General features: G+C 65.1%; 17 protein-coding genes. 12 read left to right on the top strand and 5 right to left on the bottom strand.

The genetic code is table 11. The features are described 5' to 3' along the window. Positions 1-72 precede the first annotated feature (72 nt). The gene (gene ychF / locus ACZY1I_RS09795; protein WP_463754144.1) at positions 73-1,146 is read right to left on the bottom strand and encodes a redox-regulated ATPase YchF; all 1,074 of its coding nucleotides are present in this window, start codon (positions 1,144-1,146) and stop codon (positions 73-75) included. A 106-nt stretch (positions 1,147-1,252) separates the two neighbouring features. On the opposite strand from ychF, the gene ACZY1I_RS09790 reads away from it, so the two are divergent. Then, positions 1,253-2,536 (top strand): DUF6542 domain-containing protein, encoded by a 1,284-nt coding sequence (locus ACZY1I_RS09790; RefSeq protein ID WP_463754143.1) that lies wholly within the window; start codon positions 1,253-1,255, stop codon positions 2,534-2,536. A gap of 16 nt (positions 2,537-2,552) precedes the next feature. On the opposite strand, the gene ACZY1I_RS09785 is transcribed toward ACZY1I_RS09790, so the two are convergent. Continuing rightward, positions 2,553-3,563, bottom strand: coding sequence for a 4-hydroxy-3-methylbut-2-enyl diphosphate reductase (locus ACZY1I_RS09785; RefSeq protein WP_463754142.1), 1,011 nt, complete (start codon positions 3,561-3,563; stop codon positions 2,553-2,555). A 109-nt stretch (positions 3,564-3,672) separates the two neighbouring features. Here ACZY1I_RS09785 and ACZY1I_RS09780 point away from each other — a divergent pair, with 109 nt between their 5' ends. From ACZY1I_RS09780 to ACZY1I_RS09765, 4 genes are read left to right on the top strand one after another with little or no spacing between them, the layout of a single operon-like run. Then, a complete protein-coding gene (locus ACZY1I_RS09780) occupies positions 3,673-4,284 on the top strand; it encodes a lipid droplet-associated protein (protein WP_463754141.1) in 612 nt (203 codons plus the stop codon). After that, positions 4,281-5,534, top strand: a complete 1,254-nt coding sequence (gene xseA / locus ACZY1I_RS09775) for an exodeoxyribonuclease VII large subunit (RefSeq protein ID WP_463754140.1) — start codon at positions 4,281-4,283, stop codon at positions 5,532-5,534. Before ACZY1I_RS09780 ends, xseA begins: the two co-directional genes overlap by 4 nt. Next, positions 5,524-5,784 (top strand): exodeoxyribonuclease VII small subunit, encoded by a 261-nt coding sequence (locus ACZY1I_RS09770; RefSeq protein ID WP_463754139.1) that lies wholly within the window; start codon positions 5,524-5,526, stop codon positions 5,782-5,784. Before xseA ends, ACZY1I_RS09770 begins: the two co-directional genes overlap by 11 nt. 54 nt (positions 5,785-5,838) lie before the next feature. Then, positions 5,839-6,954 carry a 3-beta-hydroxysteroid dehydrogenase gene (locus ACZY1I_RS09765; RefSeq protein ID WP_463754367.1) on the top strand — a complete coding sequence of 372 codons (1,116 nt, stop codon included), beginning with the start codon at positions 5,839-5,841 and terminating at the stop codon, positions 6,952-6,954. Here the strand turns inward: ACZY1I_RS09765 and ACZY1I_RS09760 are convergent. Further along, entirely contained in the window at positions 6,941-8,476 is a 1,536-nt protein-coding gene (locus ACZY1I_RS09760; protein ID WP_463754138.1) for a carboxylesterase/lipase family protein, read from the bottom strand. The genes ACZY1I_RS09765 and ACZY1I_RS09760 overlap by 14 nt on opposite strands. A gap of 93 nt (positions 8,477-8,569) precedes the next feature. On the opposite strand from ACZY1I_RS09760, the gene ACZY1I_RS09755 reads away from it, so the two are divergent. The 4 genes from ACZY1I_RS09755 to ACZY1I_RS09740 all read left to right on the top strand — a co-directional run bounded on the left by ACZY1I_RS09755 (position 8,570) and on the right by ACZY1I_RS09740 (position 12,068). Continuing rightward, positions 8,570-9,688 carry an AI-2E family transporter gene (locus ACZY1I_RS09755; RefSeq protein WP_463754137.1) on the top strand — a complete coding sequence of 373 codons (1,119 nt, stop codon included), beginning with the start codon at positions 8,570-8,572 and terminating at the stop codon, positions 9,686-9,688. 22 nt (positions 9,689-9,710) lie between these two features. Further along, the gene (locus tag ACZY1I_RS09750; protein ID WP_463754136.1) at positions 9,711-10,301 is read left to right on the top strand and encodes a TetR/AcrR family transcriptional regulator; all 591 of its coding nucleotides are present in this window, start codon (positions 9,711-9,713) and stop codon (positions 10,299-10,301) included. 95 nt (positions 10,302-10,396) lie between these two features. Further along, positions 10,397-11,143 (top strand): cysteine hydrolase family protein, encoded by a 747-nt coding sequence (locus ACZY1I_RS09745; protein WP_463754135.1) that lies wholly within the window; start codon positions 10,397-10,399, stop codon positions 11,141-11,143. Continuing rightward, a complete protein-coding gene (locus ACZY1I_RS09740) occupies positions 11,130-12,068 on the top strand; it encodes an aldo/keto reductase (RefSeq protein WP_463754134.1) in 939 nt (312 codons plus the stop codon). Before ACZY1I_RS09745 ends, ACZY1I_RS09740 begins: the two co-directional genes overlap by 14 nt. Before the next feature lie 161 nt (positions 12,069-12,229). Here the strand turns inward: ACZY1I_RS09740 and ACZY1I_RS09735 are convergent, their stop codons facing one another. Together ACZY1I_RS09735 and ACZY1I_RS09730 are read right to left on the bottom strand one after the other, a co-directional pair. Then, on the bottom strand, positions 12,230-13,027 hold the full coding sequence (locus tag ACZY1I_RS09735) for a dienelactone hydrolase family protein (RefSeq protein WP_463754133.1): 798 nt from the start codon (positions 13,025-13,027) through the stop codon (positions 12,230-12,232). A gap of 25 nt (positions 13,028-13,052) precedes the next feature. After that, positions 13,053-13,646, bottom strand: coding sequence for a DUF4245 domain-containing protein (locus ACZY1I_RS09730; RefSeq protein WP_463754366.1), 594 nt, complete (start codon positions 13,644-13,646; stop codon positions 13,053-13,055). A 103-nt stretch (positions 13,647-13,749) separates the two neighbouring features. On the opposite strand from ACZY1I_RS09730, the gene glpX reads away from it, so the two are divergent. The 3 genes from glpX to ACZY1I_RS09715 all read left to right on the top strand — a co-directional run bounded on the left by glpX (position 13,750) and on the right by ACZY1I_RS09715 (position 17,425). After that, complete coding sequence (glpX, locus tag ACZY1I_RS09725; protein WP_463754132.1) at positions 13,750-14,838, top strand: class II fructose-bisphosphatase; 1,089 nt, start codon at positions 13,750-13,752, stop codon at positions 14,836-14,838. 41 nt (positions 14,839-14,879) lie between these two features. Next, positions 14,880-16,295 carry a class II fumarate hydratase gene (locus ACZY1I_RS09720; protein WP_463754131.1) on the top strand — a complete coding sequence of 472 codons (1,416 nt, stop codon included), beginning with the start codon at positions 14,880-14,882 and terminating at the stop codon, positions 16,293-16,295. A 134-nt stretch (positions 16,296-16,429) separates the two neighbouring features. Continuing rightward, a complete protein-coding gene (locus ACZY1I_RS09715; protein WP_463754130.1) occupies positions 16,430-17,425 on the top strand; it encodes a hypothetical protein in 996 nt (331 codons plus the stop codon). Positions 17,426-17,559: the final 134 nt, after the last annotated feature.

Below are 17,559 nucleotides of genomic sequence, written 5' to 3'. Positions count from 1 at the left end.
TGCTATTCGGAGCATCTTCGCACTGAAGACCCGGTCGGCACGGACTTCAGCACGATTCTTGTGGGTTGCCGACTAGACGTTGAACCGGAACTCCACCACGTCACCGTCGGCCATCACGTATTCCTTGCCTTCCATGCGCACCTTGCCCGCCGCCTTGGCCGCCGCCATGGACCCGGCGGCGATCAGGTCGTCGTAGGACACGATCTCGGCCTTGATAAAGCCTTTCTCGAAGTCGGTGTGAATCACTCCAGCCGCCTTCGGCGCGGTATCGCCTTGATGAATGACCCACGCCCGCGACTCTTTTGGACCTGCCGTCAGGTAGGTCTGCAGCTTCAAGGTGTGAAAACCCGCCCGCGCCAACGCATCCAGGCCCCGTTCGGTCTGTCCGATCGACTCCAGTAGCTCCGCGGCCGACTCTTCGTCCAGTTCGATGAGCTCGGATTCGATTGCAGCGTCTAGGAATACCGCATCGGCAGGTGCGACGAGCGCGCGCAATTCGGCGACCCGTGCGGCGTCGGTCAGGACCGACTCGTCCGCGTTGAACACATAAAGGAACGGCTTGGTGGTGAGCAAGTTCAGCTCCCGCAGCACGGAGGTGTCCGCCCGCGAGGCAAATAGCGTCGTGCCACCGTCGAGAATCTGCTGCGCCGCTACCGCCGCTTCGTGCAGCGGCCGGCGATCCTTGTTGGTCCGGGCCTCCTTCTCCAGCCTGGGCAGAGCGCGCTCGAGGGTCTGCATGTCGGCCAGAATCAATTCGGTCTCGACAATCTCGATGTCCGATCTGGGGTCGACCTCTCCGGAAACGTGCGTCACATCGTCGTCGGCGAACACCCGCACCACCTGACAGATGGCGTCGCACTCGCGGATATGAGCCAGGAACTTGTTGCCCAGACCGGCCCCCTCAGACGCGCCCTTGACCAGTCCGGCGATGTCGGTGAAGGTCACCGGCGCCGCCACGACCCGCGCTGATCCGAATAGCTCCGCGAGCTTGTCCAGCCGCGGATCGGGCAGCGATACCACCCCTTCGTTCGGCTCGATCGTCGCGAACGGATAGTTCGCCGCCAACACGTTGTTGCGCGTCAACGCGTTGAACAGGGTCGACTTACCGACATTGGGCAGTCCCACGATTCCCAGGCTCAGGCTCACGGGAAGCCAAGTGTACGGGGCTTTCCGACTGAGAAAGCCTGGCTATGTTCTGTCGATTCGGCGCTGCATATACGGGCCATCGCCTCATTGCCGGTACGGTCAACGTGTGTCAGCGCAGCGGGAGAGACCAGCGGCGGAGGCGAATCACCGCTCGGTCGTCCCCAATATTCCAGGTGTGCCGTGGTGGGCGGCGGTGTTGATTGCCGTCGGAATGACGGCCGTGGGCTACGCGTTTGACGCCGGCCATAAGGACCTGACACACACTTTCGCTGGTTTCTACGTCGTCGGCTGTGTGGCTGCCGTCCTGGCGGTCCGGCAGGCGGCGGTGTTCACCGCCGTCATCCAGCCGCCGCTGATCCTGTTCTGCACCGTGCCCGGCGCGTACTGGCTTTTTCACGGCGGCAAGGTCGACAAGTTCAAGGATCTGCTGATCAATTGCGGCTATCCGCTCATCGAACGCTTCCCGCTGATGCTCGGTACCGCCGGTGGCGTATTGCTGATCGGACTGCTTAGGTGGTTCTTCGGCAAGAACGCCGGGACTGCCCTGACGTCCAAGGACGGCGAGGGCGCGCCCGTTGAGCGACCGCCCCTCCTCAGCAGCATCGTGGCGAAACTCACTGCGCTTTTCACCGCCGAGGAGGACCTGGACCCCGCTGACGCGCCGCCGGCTCACTCAAGGGCTCGGTCCGCGCGAAACAGCAGAACTTCGCGCAGCACCGCCAGATCAGGTCAGCGGTCAACCCGGACTCGTTCCCGGCCCGTTCGACCGGACGAGACCTATGAAACGGGCGCCGAACGCACGCGCGAACCCGGCAGCGAGCGCACCCGCGAGCCCCATGGTGAGCGGCCGCGCCGTAGCACCACCCGCAGGAGTTCGGTGCCGCCCTCCACGGGAACCGAGTACGACCCCGCCGCCCCGCCGCGCACCCGGCGCCGTCGTCCGCCGGTTGATTCGGATCTGGGCGAAGCCCCGCCCCGGGAAACGCGTCGTGAGCCAACCCCCCGCCGGAACCCCTACGAGCGGCCCTACGACCGGCCAGAGCCTCGCGGCAGCCGGGTCAATCCGTACGAGACTTACGACCGCCCGAAGCCGTCCGAGCCAGGTGAACGCCGCAACCGCCATGAGCGCCGTGGCTCTAGTTACGAGCCCTACCAGCCGTACGAGCCGTCCTACGACCCCCCTCGCGAGCCTCGCAGCCGCCGAGCAGCACCTACGGGGTCGAACACCACCAACCCGAACCATCAATCGGTGTCCCAGGTTCGCTACCGGGGCCAACCACCCCGCACCGAGCCTCGCGACGACCGCCGGGCTGAGGCACACGAGGAACCGAGTTCAGAACGACGGAGTCGGCCTCGAACCCAACGCAGGCCCCAGGACTACGACGCTTAGCAAGCGCCTCGGGTAGCTAGCCGCGCGAGCGAGGCGGACGAATCTCGCGGGGCAACGCGAACACCAACGTCTCATTGGCTGTCGTCACCGGCTGCACCATGTCGTAGCCGAATTCGGCAAGCCGTTCCAGCACCCCGCGGACCAGCACCTCGGGCACCGACGCACCGGAGGTCACCCCGACCGTCGTGACATCGGCCAGCCACGCCGGGTCGATGTCATCGGCGAAATCGACCAGGTAGGAGGCCCGGGATCCGGCGCCAAGCGCCACCTCGACCAGCCGTACCGAGTTGGACGAGTTCCGGGAACCGACGACGATCACCAGTTCACATTCGGGAGCCATCGCCTTGACCGCCACCTGGCGGTTCTGGGTGGCATAGCAGATGTCGTCGCTGGGTGGGTCCTGCAGTTTCGGGAAGCGCTGACGCAGCCTCCCGACGATCTCCATCGTTTCGTCGACTGACAGCGTGGTCTGCGACAACCAGATCACTTTGTCCTCGTCACGGACGGTGACGTGTTCGACGGATTCCACCCCGTCGACCAACTGCACGTGGTCAGGCGCCTCGCCGGCCGTGCCGACGACTTCCTCGTGGCCCTCGTGGCCGATCAGCAAGATGTCGTAGTCTGCGCGGGCAAAGCGGCGGGCCTCGTTGTGCACCTTGGTGACCAGCGGGCAGGTAGCGTCGATGGTCCTCAGGTTGCGTGCGGCGGCGTCCACGTGCACCGTCGGGGCCACCCCATGCGCGGAGAAGACGACGATGCCTCCCTCGGGAACCTCGTCGGTCTCCTCGACGAAAACCGCACCCGCCTTGGCCAGCGTGTCCACTACGTGCCGGTTGTGCACGATCTCGTGCCGCACGTAGACCGGGGCGCCGTGCTTCTCCAGCGCGCGCTCCACTGTTTCGACGGCACGGTCCACTCCGGCGCAGTAGCCCCGGGGCTCAGCGAGCAGTACCCGCCTGCGGGTCGGGTCGTCGTGCGCCACCGACCTCGATGCACCGGGAATCCCCATGTCAACAGTCGGCACCATGTCAACAGCGTACTTTCCGCCGGCACCGCTGTGCCATTTCGCGGTGATATCTCACTCCTCCAGCGCGCTCAGCTTGGAGTTAGCCGCTGCTTGAGGCAGGGTGGAATGCATGGCCAGTGCACCGTACGGGGTTCGGCTGCTCGTCGGCGCGGCGACAGTCGCCGTCGAGGAGACCTTTCGGCTTCCCCGAACCATCCTGATGTACCCGATGACCCTTGCGAGTCAGGCAGCGCACCTTGTGATGCGTTTTCAGCAGAACCTTGCTGATCTGGTCATCAAGGGTGACACCACGTTGGAGAACATCTTTCCCCCGAAGGACGAGCAACCCGAATGGGCGACGTTCGACGAGGATCTGGAAGTCCTGGACGGCGGAGGCGCCGGATTCTCCAATATTCCGGTCGACGGCGTCGATGGCGATCGCCGGGCCGAGGGGCGGTTCGCGCTGTACTCGGTGTCCGATGTCGCCGAATCGAGCGATTCGGCCACTCAGCCGATTTCCCGTTCGACAGCCGAGTCGGCGTCCGCGTCGTCGGTGCCGGCACCGGCCGTCGCGACCGAACTCGACTACGCCCAGCTCACCCTGGCGCAACTGCGGGCCCGTCTGCAGACGCTGGATGTCGCCGACCTCGAAGCGCTGCTGGCCTACGAGCAGGCCACCAAGGCCCGCGCCCCGTTCCAGACGCTGCTCGCCAACAGGATCACCCGCGCGACCGTGAAGTGACCCGCGCTTCGCAGCGAGATCCCGCGGCGAACTCTGCGGACAACCCGTTCCCTGTTCGCGCGGTCGCCATCCGGGTAGCGGGCTGGATCGACAAGCTGGGCACCGTGTGGGTCGAGGGACAACTGGCGCAGATCTCGATGCGGCCGAACACCAACACGGTTTTCATGGTGCTGCGCGATCCTGCGGCCGATATGTCGCTGTCGGTGACCTGTTCTCGTGACCTGGTGCTGCGCGCGCCGGTGAAGCTGACCGAAGGCACCCAGGTGGTGGTCTGCGGCAAGCCGTCGTTTTATACCGGGCGCGGAACATTCTCGCTGCGGCTCAGCGAGATTCGCGCCGTCGGTGTCGGCGAACTGCTGGCCCGCATCGAACGGTTACGCCGACTGCTGGACGCCGAGGGACTTTTCGATCCACGACTCAAGCGACCAATTCCTTTTCTGCCCAACATGATCGGCCTGATCACCAGCCGGGCCAGCCATGCCGAGCGGGACGTGACGACGGTGGCCGCGGCGCGCTGGCCCGCGGTGCGATTCGCGATCCGGCATGCCGCCACGCAAGGCGTCAATGCCGTCGCGCAAATCGTCGATGCACTGCGCGATCTGGACCAAGACCCCGATGTCGACGTGATCGTGATAGCCCGTGGCGGCGGCAGCGTCGAGGACCTGCTGCCGTTCTCCGACGAGACCCTGTGCCGCGCGATCTCGGCCTGCCGTACGCCGGTGATCAGCGCGGTCGGCCACGAACCCGACAACCCCCTCTGCGATATGGTCGCCGACCTGCGTGCCGCCACCCCGACCGATGCCGCCAAGAAAGTGGTTCCCGATACCGCTGCCGAGCAGCGCCTGGTCGACGACATGCGCCGGCGCGGCGCCCAGGCGCTGCGCAATTGGGTCTCGAGGGAGCAACGCGCGCTGAGCCAGTTGCGTAGCCGTCCGGTGCTGGCCGACCCGTTGCGCATGGTGACCACCCGCGCCGACGAGATCGTGCGGGCGAGATCCGCACTCCGTCGCGACATCAATCGGCTGCTCACCGTCGAGACCGACCGCATCGGCCACCTCGGTGCACGACTGGCCACTTTGGGCCCAGCCGCCACGCTGGCGCGCGGCTACGCGGTGGTGCAGGTCGTGACACCGGGAGCGCCGGGGATCCTGCGTTCAATCGACGAGGCGCCGGCCGGCACCAAGCTGCGGGTGCGGGTCGCAGACGGCGCGATCGCGGCGGTCAGCGAAGGGCGTACCGATGGTTCGTGAAAACAAGAGCGAGAAGAAGCCGGCCGACGAGGAGGCGGTTACACCCATTAGTCAGCTCGGCTATGAAGATTGCCGGGATGAACTGATCGAGGTTGTACGTGTTCTCGAGCAGGGCGGGCTGGACCTCGACGGGTCGCTGGCGCTGTGGGAAAGGGGCGAGCAACTAGCCAAAAGGTGTGAGGAGCACTTAGCTGGCGCTCGCCAACGGGTGACCGACGCGCTGGCCGCCAACGACGACCCGGAACGTTAGTTCCGACCAAAGTCGTACACCCGTTTTTGTTCCAAACTGGAACACGTTTCAGTTATTCTCTCCGGCATGGGTGATGCAGCACTGACAACCGAACTCGGCAGCGTCCTGGTAACCGGAGGCTCCGGCTTCGTCGGCGCCAACTTGGTGAGGACCTTGTTGGAGCGTGGACACCAGGTCCACTCCTTCGACCGCGCTCCCTCCCCGCTGCCTCAGCACCCGAAGCTGGAGGTGCTGCAGGGTGACATCACCGACAAGGCGGTCTGCGAGGCGGCGGTGGCCGGCATCGACACGATCATCCACACCGCGGCCATCATCGACCTGATGGGCGGCGCATCGGTGACCGAGGAGTACCGGCAGCGCAGCTTCTCGGTCAATCTCGGCGGCACCGAGAATCTCGTGCACGCGGGACACAAGGCCGGTGTCAAGCGGTTCGTCTACACGGCGTCCAACAGTGTGGTGATGGGCGGCCAAGACATCGCCAACGGTGACGAGACCATGCCCTACACAAAAAGATTCAACGACCTCTACACCGAGACCAAGGTTGCCGCCGAGAAATTCGTGCTGTCCCAGAACGGTGTTGACGGCATGCTGACGTGCGCTATCCGTCCCAGCGGCATCTGGGGCACCGGCGACCAGACCATGTTCCGCAAGCTGTTCGAGAGTGTGATCAAGGGACACACCAAGGTACTGGTGGGCCCCAAGACGGTGAAGCTGGATAACTCCTACGTGCACAACCTGATTCACGGCTTCATCCTGGCCGGTGAACACCTGGTGCCCGGCGGCACCGCGCCCGGTCAGGCGTACTTCATCAACGACGGCGAACCGATCAACATGTTCGAGTTCGCCCGCCCAGTGGTCGTCGCGTGCGGTGAAAAGTGGCCGACGCTGCGCATTCCCGCCCCTCCGGTGCGCTTGGCGATGACTGCATGGCAGCGGCTGCACTTCCAATTCGGTGCGCCCGCACCACTTCTCGAGCCATTGGCCATCGAGCGCGTTGCCATCAACAACTACTTCTCGATCGCCAAGGCACGTCGCGACCTGGGCTACGAGCCGTTGTTCACCACCGAACAGGCGCTCAAGGAGTGCCTGCCGTACTACGTCGACCTGTTCAACAGGATGAAGGCCGAATCCCGGGCGGGTAAAGCAGCAAAGGCGGTCAGCGGAAGCTGACCAACTGGTCGCCCCAGGCGCCGCGGGCGGGTGCGTCGACGTCGGGCACCACGGCGTCCTGGCTGTCGATCACCAGGCATGTGCGGTTGACCTCGTCGTATAGCGGCCAATGTGGTTCTCCCGCCAGCCCTTCCGGCTTGCCGTGCACAGCGAAGTTGATCCACCGGGCCCGCATTCGCGCGGCGACGGCCATCGCGGTCTTGGCGCCACCGAGCTTCAGGCTCATATCCCCCGGTCCGCCGAGATTGCCCCATACGTAAGGCAATTCGGTGGCGTGTGCGGCTCCGACCAGTAGCAGCCTGAACACCCGGGTGGAGAAGTCGAACCGGTACATGTGCACCGGCGCCACCCTGCTGTGCCCGTCCGCCAGCCACACCGACGGCATCCGGAAGCCGATGTCGGTGGCCATGTTGATCGTCTTGCGTCGTCCGGTGTAAGCCGAACCCACTTCCTCGATGGTCGGCAGTTGCAGGTCGGGCTGCTCGGCGGCGATCTGACTGAACATCGTCGTGATCGCCTTCGGCGTGTGCGGCATCAGCGACGAGCGCATCAACCGGAACAGCGCCGCCTCCCGCTTGTTAGTGCCGATGAGCAACGGGACCGGCAGCGTGCGACCTTCCTGCGCCAGCTTGACGGGAAGGTCGTGCAGCAGGTCGCCGTCGACAATCGGCACGAAAGCCAGCGTGCCGGGATTGGTGACGGGCACTTCGTCGAAAACTTCTCTGGACGCCGCGACCAGCGCCGCGGTCGGTACCTCCGCCACTTTGTGGCCCTCGGAAGCATCGACGCCGACCTTTGCCAGCACGGTCTCAGCGACACGACGGCCCCGGTCCCGGTCGTAGACCGACGTGGCCGGTGAGCTTTGCGCGATCGCCCGGACGAACAGGCCCTCGGCCGCCGGACAGGCGAGCAAGGTGGTGACCATGCCGGCACCGGCGGACTCCCCGAACAGCGTGACGTTGTCGGCGTCGCCGCCGAAGGCCGCGATGTTGTCGCGCACCCAAGCCAGCGCGGCGAGCGAGTCACGAAGCCCAATGTTGGTCTCGAACCGGCGCTGCGCGGTGTTGAACGATGACAGGTCCAGAAAGCCCAGCGGTCCGAGGCGGTAATTAACGGTGACCACGACGACGTCGCCGTCCTGGGCCAAGATCCGGCCATCGTAGAGCGGTTGACTGGCCGACCCCAGCACGTAGGCGCCGCCATGCAGCCACACCATCACCGGCTTCCCGGCTCCCGGCTCCGCGCCCGACGGGGTCCAGATATTCAGCCGTAGGCAGTCGTCACCCTGGGGACTTCCCAGATCAAGCGGAAAGGCGGATATGACAGGCTGCGGGCAGGCCGGCCCGTAGCTGAAGGCGTCAAAGACCTCGGTCCAGCACTGCGGTGGCTCCGGTGCGCGGAAACGGAGTTCGTCAACGGGCGGCGCGGCGAACCGGATTCCTTTCCAGGTCTGCACTGCCCCTTCTTGCAGTCCCCGAACCGGGCCGTAGGTGGTTTCGACCACCCAGTCGTCGTTCGCCATGCTCTCCTCTTACTGCCGAGCGGGGGCCGACAGCACTGTCCAACCGTTAATGTTGCGCTGAACACCGATGCGGAGGGTGGCGCGGTTGGGAGCATGAACACCGAATTCACACTTACCCAGAAACGAGCCCTCGCGGTCTTCACCCTGATCGCTCTGGTGTTCGGCGCGTACTTCCTGCGTAATTACTTCGTCCTGATCGTAGTTGCCGCAGTCGGCGCTTACCTATTTTCGCCGCTTTTCAATTGGTTCAACAAGCGACTGAACGCCGGTTTGTCGGCGACCTGCACCTTGCTGTCGGCGCTGGCCATTGTCATCGTGCCCGTCGGACTGTTGGTGACCCTGTCGATCGTGCAAATTGCGCGCATGGTCGACTCCGTCGCGGGATGGGTGCGGACCACGGACCCGAGCAGCCTGGGCGACAAGGTTTTGCATCTGCTCAACGAGTTACTCGCGCGCGTCCCATTCGTGCACGCGACGGTTACTGCCGAGACGCTGCGCAAGACGATGATCTCGGTCGCACAGACGGCCGGCCGCTGGTTGCTGGACCTGCTGCAGGACACCGCGGGCAGCCTCGCGACCACCATCACCTCGGCGATTATTTTTCTGTATGTATTTCTTGCGCTGCTGACGAACCGGGAAAAGCTGCGGACCTTAATCGGCCAACTCAATCCGCTCGGCGAAGAAGTCACGGACCTGTACCTGAAAAAGATGGGCTCGATGGTCCGCGGCACCGTCAACGGCCAGTTCGTCATCGCGCTCTGCCAAGGCGTCGCCGGCGCCGGGTCGATCTACATCGCCGGATTCCACCATGGCTTCTTCATCTTCGCGATATTGCTTACCGCGCTGTCGATCATTCCGTTGGGCGGCGGAATCGTGACCATTCCGTTCGGCATCGGAATGACGCTGTTCGGCAATGTCGGCGGTGGACTGTTCGTGGTCCTCTTCCACTTCATCGTGGTCACCAATATCGACAACTTCCTGCGGCCGATCCTGGTGCCGCGCGATGCTCGACTGAACTCCGCACTGATGCTGCTGTCGGTGTTCGCGGGTATCTCGATGTTCGGCCCGTGGGGCATCATCATCGGCCCGGTGCTGATGATCCTCATCGTCACCACCATCGACGTCTACCTTGCGGTCTATAAGGGCGTCGAACTGAAGACCATCGAGGAGAAGCCCGAACGGCGCAAGTGGTTCGCGCGCCAAGATAAGTGACCGGTCGGCTAATATAGTCGGTGTGCCACGGCCCCCCAACCCCGATGTGCGCCGACGCCTGCTCGAGGCCGGCCTCGAACTCGTGCACGCGCGCGGGTTCTCCGCCAGCGGCGTCAAGGACATCACGGATTCGGCGGGGGTGCCGAAGGGATCGTTCTACGCGTATTTCGCCAGCAAAGAAGCGTTTGCCGCGGCTATCCTCGAGCACTACTGGTCAGACATCGAAGCTCGGCTACTGCCAATCCTGAAGACGGACGCAACGGCGGGTGAGCGAGTCACGAGCTTCTTTCACGCCCTGGCCGACGAGCACGAAGCCGGCGATTTCCTGCTCGGCTGCCTGGTGGGCAACATGTCGCTCGAACTTGGCGGGGCGAGCGAACCGGTACGCACTGAGCTTGTCCGCATTCTGGGCCGCTGGGACGAGGCCCTCGCGTCATGCCTGCGTTCCGGCCAGGACGAATCTGGGGACGTCCGATCCGACATGGATGCGGCCGAACTCGCCGCGATGCTGATCGAGTCCTGGGAAGGCGCGGCGTTGCGCGGCAAGGTGACCCGCAGTCGTGAGCCGTACCAGCGGTTTGAATCGTCCACTGTCGCAGCCTTGTTGCGCTGATCACTGTCGCTGACAAACTCTCAGGCCGCCCGGGGGCTTGTTTATAGACGACTGGTCATCTATTCTGGATTCAGTCGATCCAGAGGGCGGACCCAATGACAGAGCCGAGCAGTTACGCCGAACCGGCAAACCCGGCGCTGCCGGATTCAGGATTCGTGCTTGATTTCGAGCGGGCCGCCCTCGTCGTCACCGACCCGCAAGTGGATTTCCTCAGCCCGGACGGCGTCTCGTGGCCGGTGTTCGGCGAGAGCATTCGCGACAACAACACCGTCGCTCACATCGGCGAACTGTTCAGCGCGGCCAAGCAGGCCGGGCTCACGGTCGCGGTGTCACCGCATTACTTCTACCCAACCGACCGACAGTGGCTGTTCGGCGATCCGCTGGAGAAGTTCATGGGCGCGGTCGGCATGTTCGACCGCCGGGGCGCGTACACGACGGACGGCTTCGCCGGATCCGGCGCGGACTTCCTGCCTGCCTATCAGCACCACATCCACGACGGACGAACCGTAATCACTTCACCCCACAAGATCGTCGGCCCGGAGTCGAACGACCTGGTGCTCCAGTTGCGCAAACGCGGTGTGAGCCAGGTGATCCTTGCTGGCATGGCCGCCAATCTGTGCGTCGAGGGCCATCTGCGCGAACTCATCGAGCAGGGCTTCGAGGTGGCCGTCGTCAAGGACGCGACGGCGGGTCCGCGCCTGCCCGAGGGCGACGGCTATCGGGCCGCGCTGGTGAACTTCCGATTCTTGGCGAGCGCAATCTGGACCACTGCCGAGGTGGTCGCGCTGCTGAGCAAACACACAGAACTCTCGATTAGAGGAGGCCGCAATGGCATCGAATGAACATCTGGGTCAACGCAGGTTCGTCCTGAACAACGGAGACGCGATTCCCGCGCTCGGGTTCGGAACGTCCTTATCGGACAACCGCAAGACACGCGATGCGGTGAAGAGGGCGGTCAAGGTGGGCTTCCGCCACCTCGACGCCGCCGAACGGTATCGCAACGAAGCCGAAGTAGGGGCCGCGCTCAAAGACTTGTTCGCCGACGGGACGGTCCGCCGCGAGGACCTGTTCGTGACCACGAAGCTGTGGAACAACAACCACCGACCCGAGCGGGTCAAGCCGGCACTGCAAGCGAGTCTGAACCGGCTCGGATTGGACGCGGTGGATCTGTATCTGGTGCACACGCCGTTCGCGTTCCGCCCGGGTGACGACCAGGACCCCCGCGACCAGCACGGGGCTGTCGTCTACGACGACGGAGTCACGCTGAAGGAGACATGGACCGCCATGGAATCCCTCGTCGACGAAGGGCTCTCGCGGTCAATCGGTTTGTCCGACATCGACGCGTCCGGTGCCCGCGAAATCGTCAACAGCGCGCGAATCAAGCCCGCGGTCGTGGAAGTCGAGTCGCATCCGTACCACCCGCAATGGGAGCTTCACGAATTGGGCCAGTCAGAGGGCATCATCTTGCTGGCCTTCGCGTCGCTGGGACACGGCCTGGAACCGCGACTGCTCGACGACCCGCTGGTGATCTCGTTGGCTCAGCGCTATGGGAAAACTCCCGCGCAGGTGCTGCTGGCTTGGGGCATCCAGCGCGGCAGCGCGGTGCTCACGGCATCGGTCACGCCCGCCCGCATCGAGGAGAACTTCGATGTCACTGCGCTGCCCGACAGCGCGATCAGCGAGATCAACGAGCACCTGCGAACCCGCGTCCGGTTCAACTCGGTCGTCGACGCGGGCGAACCCGGGTTTACCGAGGTGCCGGCCTAGGACTTTGGCAAGATCCGGCCGTCACACCCGTCACTTGCGCACCCGCAAAGCAGGGCATGATCCGTTCTGAAATCCGATATCGCCGGCGATATCGCTTTTTCAAAGCGGTCATGCCGACCCTGGCGGTGACGTGTGTGACGGGAGTGACACGACCGGAAGGTTCAGGTCAGACGTTCGTTGAAGAACTCCACCACTCGCTTGCGCGCCTCGTAAGCCGGCTGCCCGTCGACCTCACGGACCTGGTCAGTGAGCACCGAGTGGGCCATCCGGTTGAAACCGTGCCCGTTGCCAGGGCCGGAGTCGATTTCGATCACTTCGAACGCGTCCCCGAGCCGCTGCTTGAGCGTTTTGAACCGGGCGCCCGGCGCCATCTTGTCTTCGCTGAACCGCAATCCGAGGGCACACAGACCTTCGTTGGCACAGCGATCGGCGACGACACTGAGTTCTGATTCGCTCAGGCCTGGGTCGCGCCGGTGCTTGCCGGTCAGCGGGAACGGCACCGACGGCTGGCTGAGCACCGGCGCCAGCACGCTGTCGTCGACGGCAGCGGCGAGGGCGAACCCGCCGGTGAAACACTGACCGATCACGCCGACGCCCTTGCCCGGGGTCGAGGCGTTGAGGTCGCGCGCAAGGGCGCGCAAGAACAGCGACACCGGCCGCTGCTTGTTGGTGGCCATCGCGGCGAATTCCTTCGAGACGCAGGCCCGGCTGATCTCGGCCACGATGTAGACGGGCGAGATGGGCCTGCCCGGCTCGCCGAACAGGGACGGGATGACGACGGTGAAGCCGTTGTCCACCAGGTGATTACCCAGCCCCAGCACACCCGGATGAATGCCCGGCATCTCCGGGATCAGCACCACTCCGGGGCCGGACCCTTTCCGATACACGTTGTGGGTGTAGCCGGCACCGGTGAACGGCGACACCGACCACCCGGAGAGATCTGCTTCGGGTGCGGTCACGAGTGTCCCTTTCTGAGGCGGGTTTCTATCGTGTGGCCGGCAAAGGCTGCTGCGATTGCGTCGCCGTCGCTAGCGTACGGAACTGCTCGGGGGGACCGGCTCCCGTGACCGCGACTTGGCTGGGCCCGGCCGGACTGACAAGTCTGGTGGTCCAGACGGGCTCGAGGGCTCCGCTCTGGTCCGCGCCTTGGTAGACGACCCAGCGGGTTCCCTCGACGTCAACGGTTCCAGTGGGGTACATCCCCGCATGGATTGACCCGACGAGCTTGTCTTCGTCGGCGTTGCTCTGGGTCAAACTCAGATAGAGACCCGTCGGGCTGATGTAGCCGACCGTCGAGGTGGCCGCATGCACGCGCTGACCTGCGTCGGTACGTCCACCGTCGATACCGCCGCGGCCGCCTGAATTGGATCGCCAGCCCTCGGGGAGCTGCGGGAGCCGAATGGGAAAGCCGAGCGCCATGGCATCGGCCCGCAAAGCTGTCGCCGCGTCGAAGGACGGCACTGTGCCGCGGTTCGTCCCGCCCGGCTCGAAAGAACACATTCCGACCAGCCCCGCGAGCACAATGCAGCCGATCACCAGGGGCGCCAGCGACCAGAACATGTCCCGGCCGTCCTGCATGAACCGCGGCTTGGCCGGTCGGGGGGTCGGATGCGGCTCCAGCGTCACTCCCCGAGTATCCCAGCTCCAGCCGGGTGTTCCGCTTCTGGGACAATCAGCAACCATGACAGCACAGGGATCCGGCGTGTCGCCAACCGCCGTTGCGAGCCCAGCCACTTCCTCCACGCGGTCGCCGCGCAGGGAAGCGCCCGACCGCAACCTGGCTCTCGAACTGGTGCGCGTCACCGAAGCCGGCGCTATGGCCGCGGGCCGGTGGGTCGGCCGCGGAGACAAAGAGGGCGGCGACGGCGCCGCAGTCGACGCGATCCGCGAACTGGTGAACTCCGTGTCGATGCGAGGTGTCGTGGTCATCGGTGAGGGTGAGAAAGACGAAGCGCCGATGCTCTACAACGGCGAACACGTCGGCAACGGCGACGGTCCCGAGTGCGACTTCGCCGTCGACCCGGTTGATGGCACCACGCTGATGAGCAAGGGTATGCCCAATGCCATCTCGGTGCTGGCAGTGGCTGAGCGCGGCGCCATGTTTGACCCGTCGGCGGTGTTCTACATGAACAAGATCGCGGTCGGACCCGACGCCGCGCACGTGCTGGACATCACCGCTCCGATCGCCGACAACGTCCGGGCGGTCGCCAGAGTCAAGGAACTGTCGGTACGGGACATGACCGTGTGCATCCTGGACCGGCCGCGGCACGCTCAGTTGATCGAAGACGTGCGCTCCACCGGCGCCCGCATCCGGCTGATCACCGACGGCGACGTCGCCGGCGCCATCTCCGCCTGCCGACCGGGCTCCGGCACCGACATGTTGGCCGGCATCGGCGGCACCCCGGAGGGCATCATCACCGCCGCGGCGATCCGCTGCATGGGCGGGGCGATCCAGGCTCAACTGGCTCCCACCGACGAGGCCGAACGCCGCAAGGCACTGGACGCCGGCCACGACATCGAGCGGGTGCTGACTACCGAAGACCTGGTGTCCGGCAACAACGTCTTCTTCTGCGCCACCGGGGTCACCGACGGCGACCTGCTCGAGGGCGTCCGTTACTACCCGGGCGGCTGCACCACCCAATCGATCGTGATGCGTTCCAAGTCTGGCACTGTCCGGATGATCGAGGCCTATCACCGGCTGTCGAAGCTCAACGAGTACTCGGCGATCGACTTCACCGGCGACAGCACCGCCGCTTACCCCTTGCCGTAAACCCCCCCAACCCACAAACCCAACAAAACGAGGAAGCCACAATGGCCGACGGTGCCACCGAAGACACTGAATACCGCATCGAGCACGACACCATGGGCGAAGTCCGGGTGCCGGCAAAAGCGTTGTGGCGCGCGCAGACCCAGCGCGCCGTGGAGAACTTCCCGATTTCGGGCCGTGGCCTCGAGCGCACCCAGATCCGCGCACTTGGACTGCTGAAAGGCGCCTGCGCGCAGGTGAATAAGGACCTTGGTCTGCTGGCGCCGGAGAAGGCCGAGGCGATCATCGCCGCCGCCGGGGAGATCGCGGACGGCAAGCACGACGACCAGTTCCCCATCGATGTCTTCCAAACCGGCTCAGGCACCAGCTCGAACATGAACACCAACGAGGTGATCGCCAGCATCGCGGGCGCCAACGGGGTTACGGTGCACCCCAACGACGACGTCAACATGTCGCAGTCGTCCAATGACACCTTCCCGACCGCCACCCACATCGCGGCCACCGAAGCTGCCGTGAGTCATCTGATTCCGGCACTGCAGGTACTGCAGGATGCGTTGGGCGCCAAGGCACTTGAGTGGCAGACCGTGGTCAAGTCGGGCCGCACGCACCTGATGGACGCCGTTCCCGTCACGCTGGGCCAGGAGTTCAGCGGATACGCCCGTCAGATCGAGGCCGGCATCGAGCGCGTTCGCGTCAGCCTGCCGCGACTGGGCGAGCTGGCCATCGGTGGCACCGCGGTGGGCACCGGACTCAACGCACCCGAGGGCTTCGGCGTCAAGGTGGTCGCCGTTCTGGTAGCGGAGACCGGGCTGTCCGAACTACGCACGGCGGCAAACTCTTTCGAGGCGCAAGCGGCCCGCGATGGCCTGGTCGAGGCGTCCGGGGCGCTGCGCACTATCGCGGTATCCCTGACCAAGATCGCCAACGACATTCGCTGGATGGGATCCGGCCCGCTGACCGGTCTGGCCGAGATCCAGCTGCCGGATCTGCAGCCGGGTAGCTCGATCATGCCGGGCAAGGTGAATCCGGTTCTGCCGGAGGCGGTTACCCAGGTCGCCGCACAGGTGATCGGCAACGATGCCGCCGTCGCCTGGGGCGGTGCTTTCGGTGCCTTCGAGCTCAACGTCTACATCCCGATGATGGCCCGCAACATCCTTGAGTCGTTCAAGCTCCTGACCAACGTGTCAAAGCTTTTCGCCGACCGCTGCATTACGGGACTGGTCGCCAACGTCGACCACCTGCGCGAGTTGGCCGAGTCGTCGCCGTCGATCGTGACACCGTTGAACTCGGCCATCGGCTACGAGGAGGCCGCCGCGGTGGCCAAGCAGGCTCTTAAAGAGCGAAAGACCATCCGCCAGACCGTCATCGATCGTGGCCTGATCGGCGACAAGCTGTCGATCGAGGAGCTTGACCGCCGCCTCGACGTGTTGGCGATGGCCAAGGTCGAGCCACTCGACTAGCCAAACAACGGCGCAGCGCGGCCACACCGCGCTCACGACGGGCACCTATCGCCTTCACACGGGTACCCTGCGGTTGACGCACTGTTGTGGTTATCTCACGCGAGGTAACCGTTGAGAGTAAGGGTTGTTCAGCAATGACGGTTCCTCCCGGCGGACCATACGGTCAGGATTCCTATGGTCAGGATCCCTATGGGACGAACCCGTATGGGCAGCAACCCTATTGGGGTGGTCAGCCGCAGGGACAACCCCAGGGACCACCTCAGGGACCGCCGAGCGGCTCTTACCCGTACCCGCCTCCCGGCGGCGCCTATCCGCCCGGCACCGACCCCTACGGCGCGCAGGGCTACCCGCCCCAGCAATACACCCAGCCCGGGCAACAACCGGGCTGGCAGCAAGGGGGCTATCCGCCTGGGCCGCCGCCGTCGAATTCCAAAACGCCCTGGCTGATCGTGGCCGGCATCGCAGTGCTGGGCATCATCGTGCTGGTGGTGGTGCTGGTCGTGGCCCTCAATAGCAAGGACGACTCGACACCCTCGGCTAACCCGTCGGCGACGAGCAGCGCTGCCCCCTCGACACCGCAGAACACCATGCAGACCGCGACGGGCTGCACACCCAACGTGTCCGGCGGCAACAAGCCCGAAGACACCGTCTCCGCGGGCAAATTGTCATTCCCGGCCAGCATCGCTCCGGGCTGGTCGCCCTTCGTGGACGACCAGAACCCGAACGTCATCGACGCGGTCGGCCTCGGCTCGGAAGTTCCCGGCGGCAGCCAGTGGATGATGCAGCTCGAGGTCGCCGTCACCAACTTCGTGCCCAGCATGGACGTCGGCAAGCAGGCCTCCACACTGATGGACTGCATCGCCAACGGCCCCGGCTATAACCAGGTATCGCCCACCTTGGGCTCGAAGAAGACATCGTCGACGACGGTCGACGGCGTCAAGGCCGCGCGGGTGGACGCCGACATCACGATCGGCGACACGACACGCGGGGTGAAGGGTGACTCCGTCACGATCATCGCGGTGGACACCAAGCCGGTGACCATTTTCCTGGGCGCGGTGCCGATCGGCGATGCGGCATCGGCCGCGATTGTCACCAAAACCATTGCAGCGCTCAAGGTTTCGAAGAATTAGCGTCGCGATCGCAAGCGCGGCGTAGCCGGGCGCAGCGGGTCGCGACCATCGGGCCGTCGCGATCGCAAGCGCGGCGTAGCCGGGCGCAGCGGGTCGCGACCATCGGGCCGTCGCGATCGCAAGCGCGGCGTAGC

The organism is Mycobacterium sp. IDUB_37, from assembly GCF_055419245.1.
The sequence above is the reverse complement of the archived record's forward strand: the minus strand, read 5'-3'. Positions and strand labels throughout refer to the sequence as shown.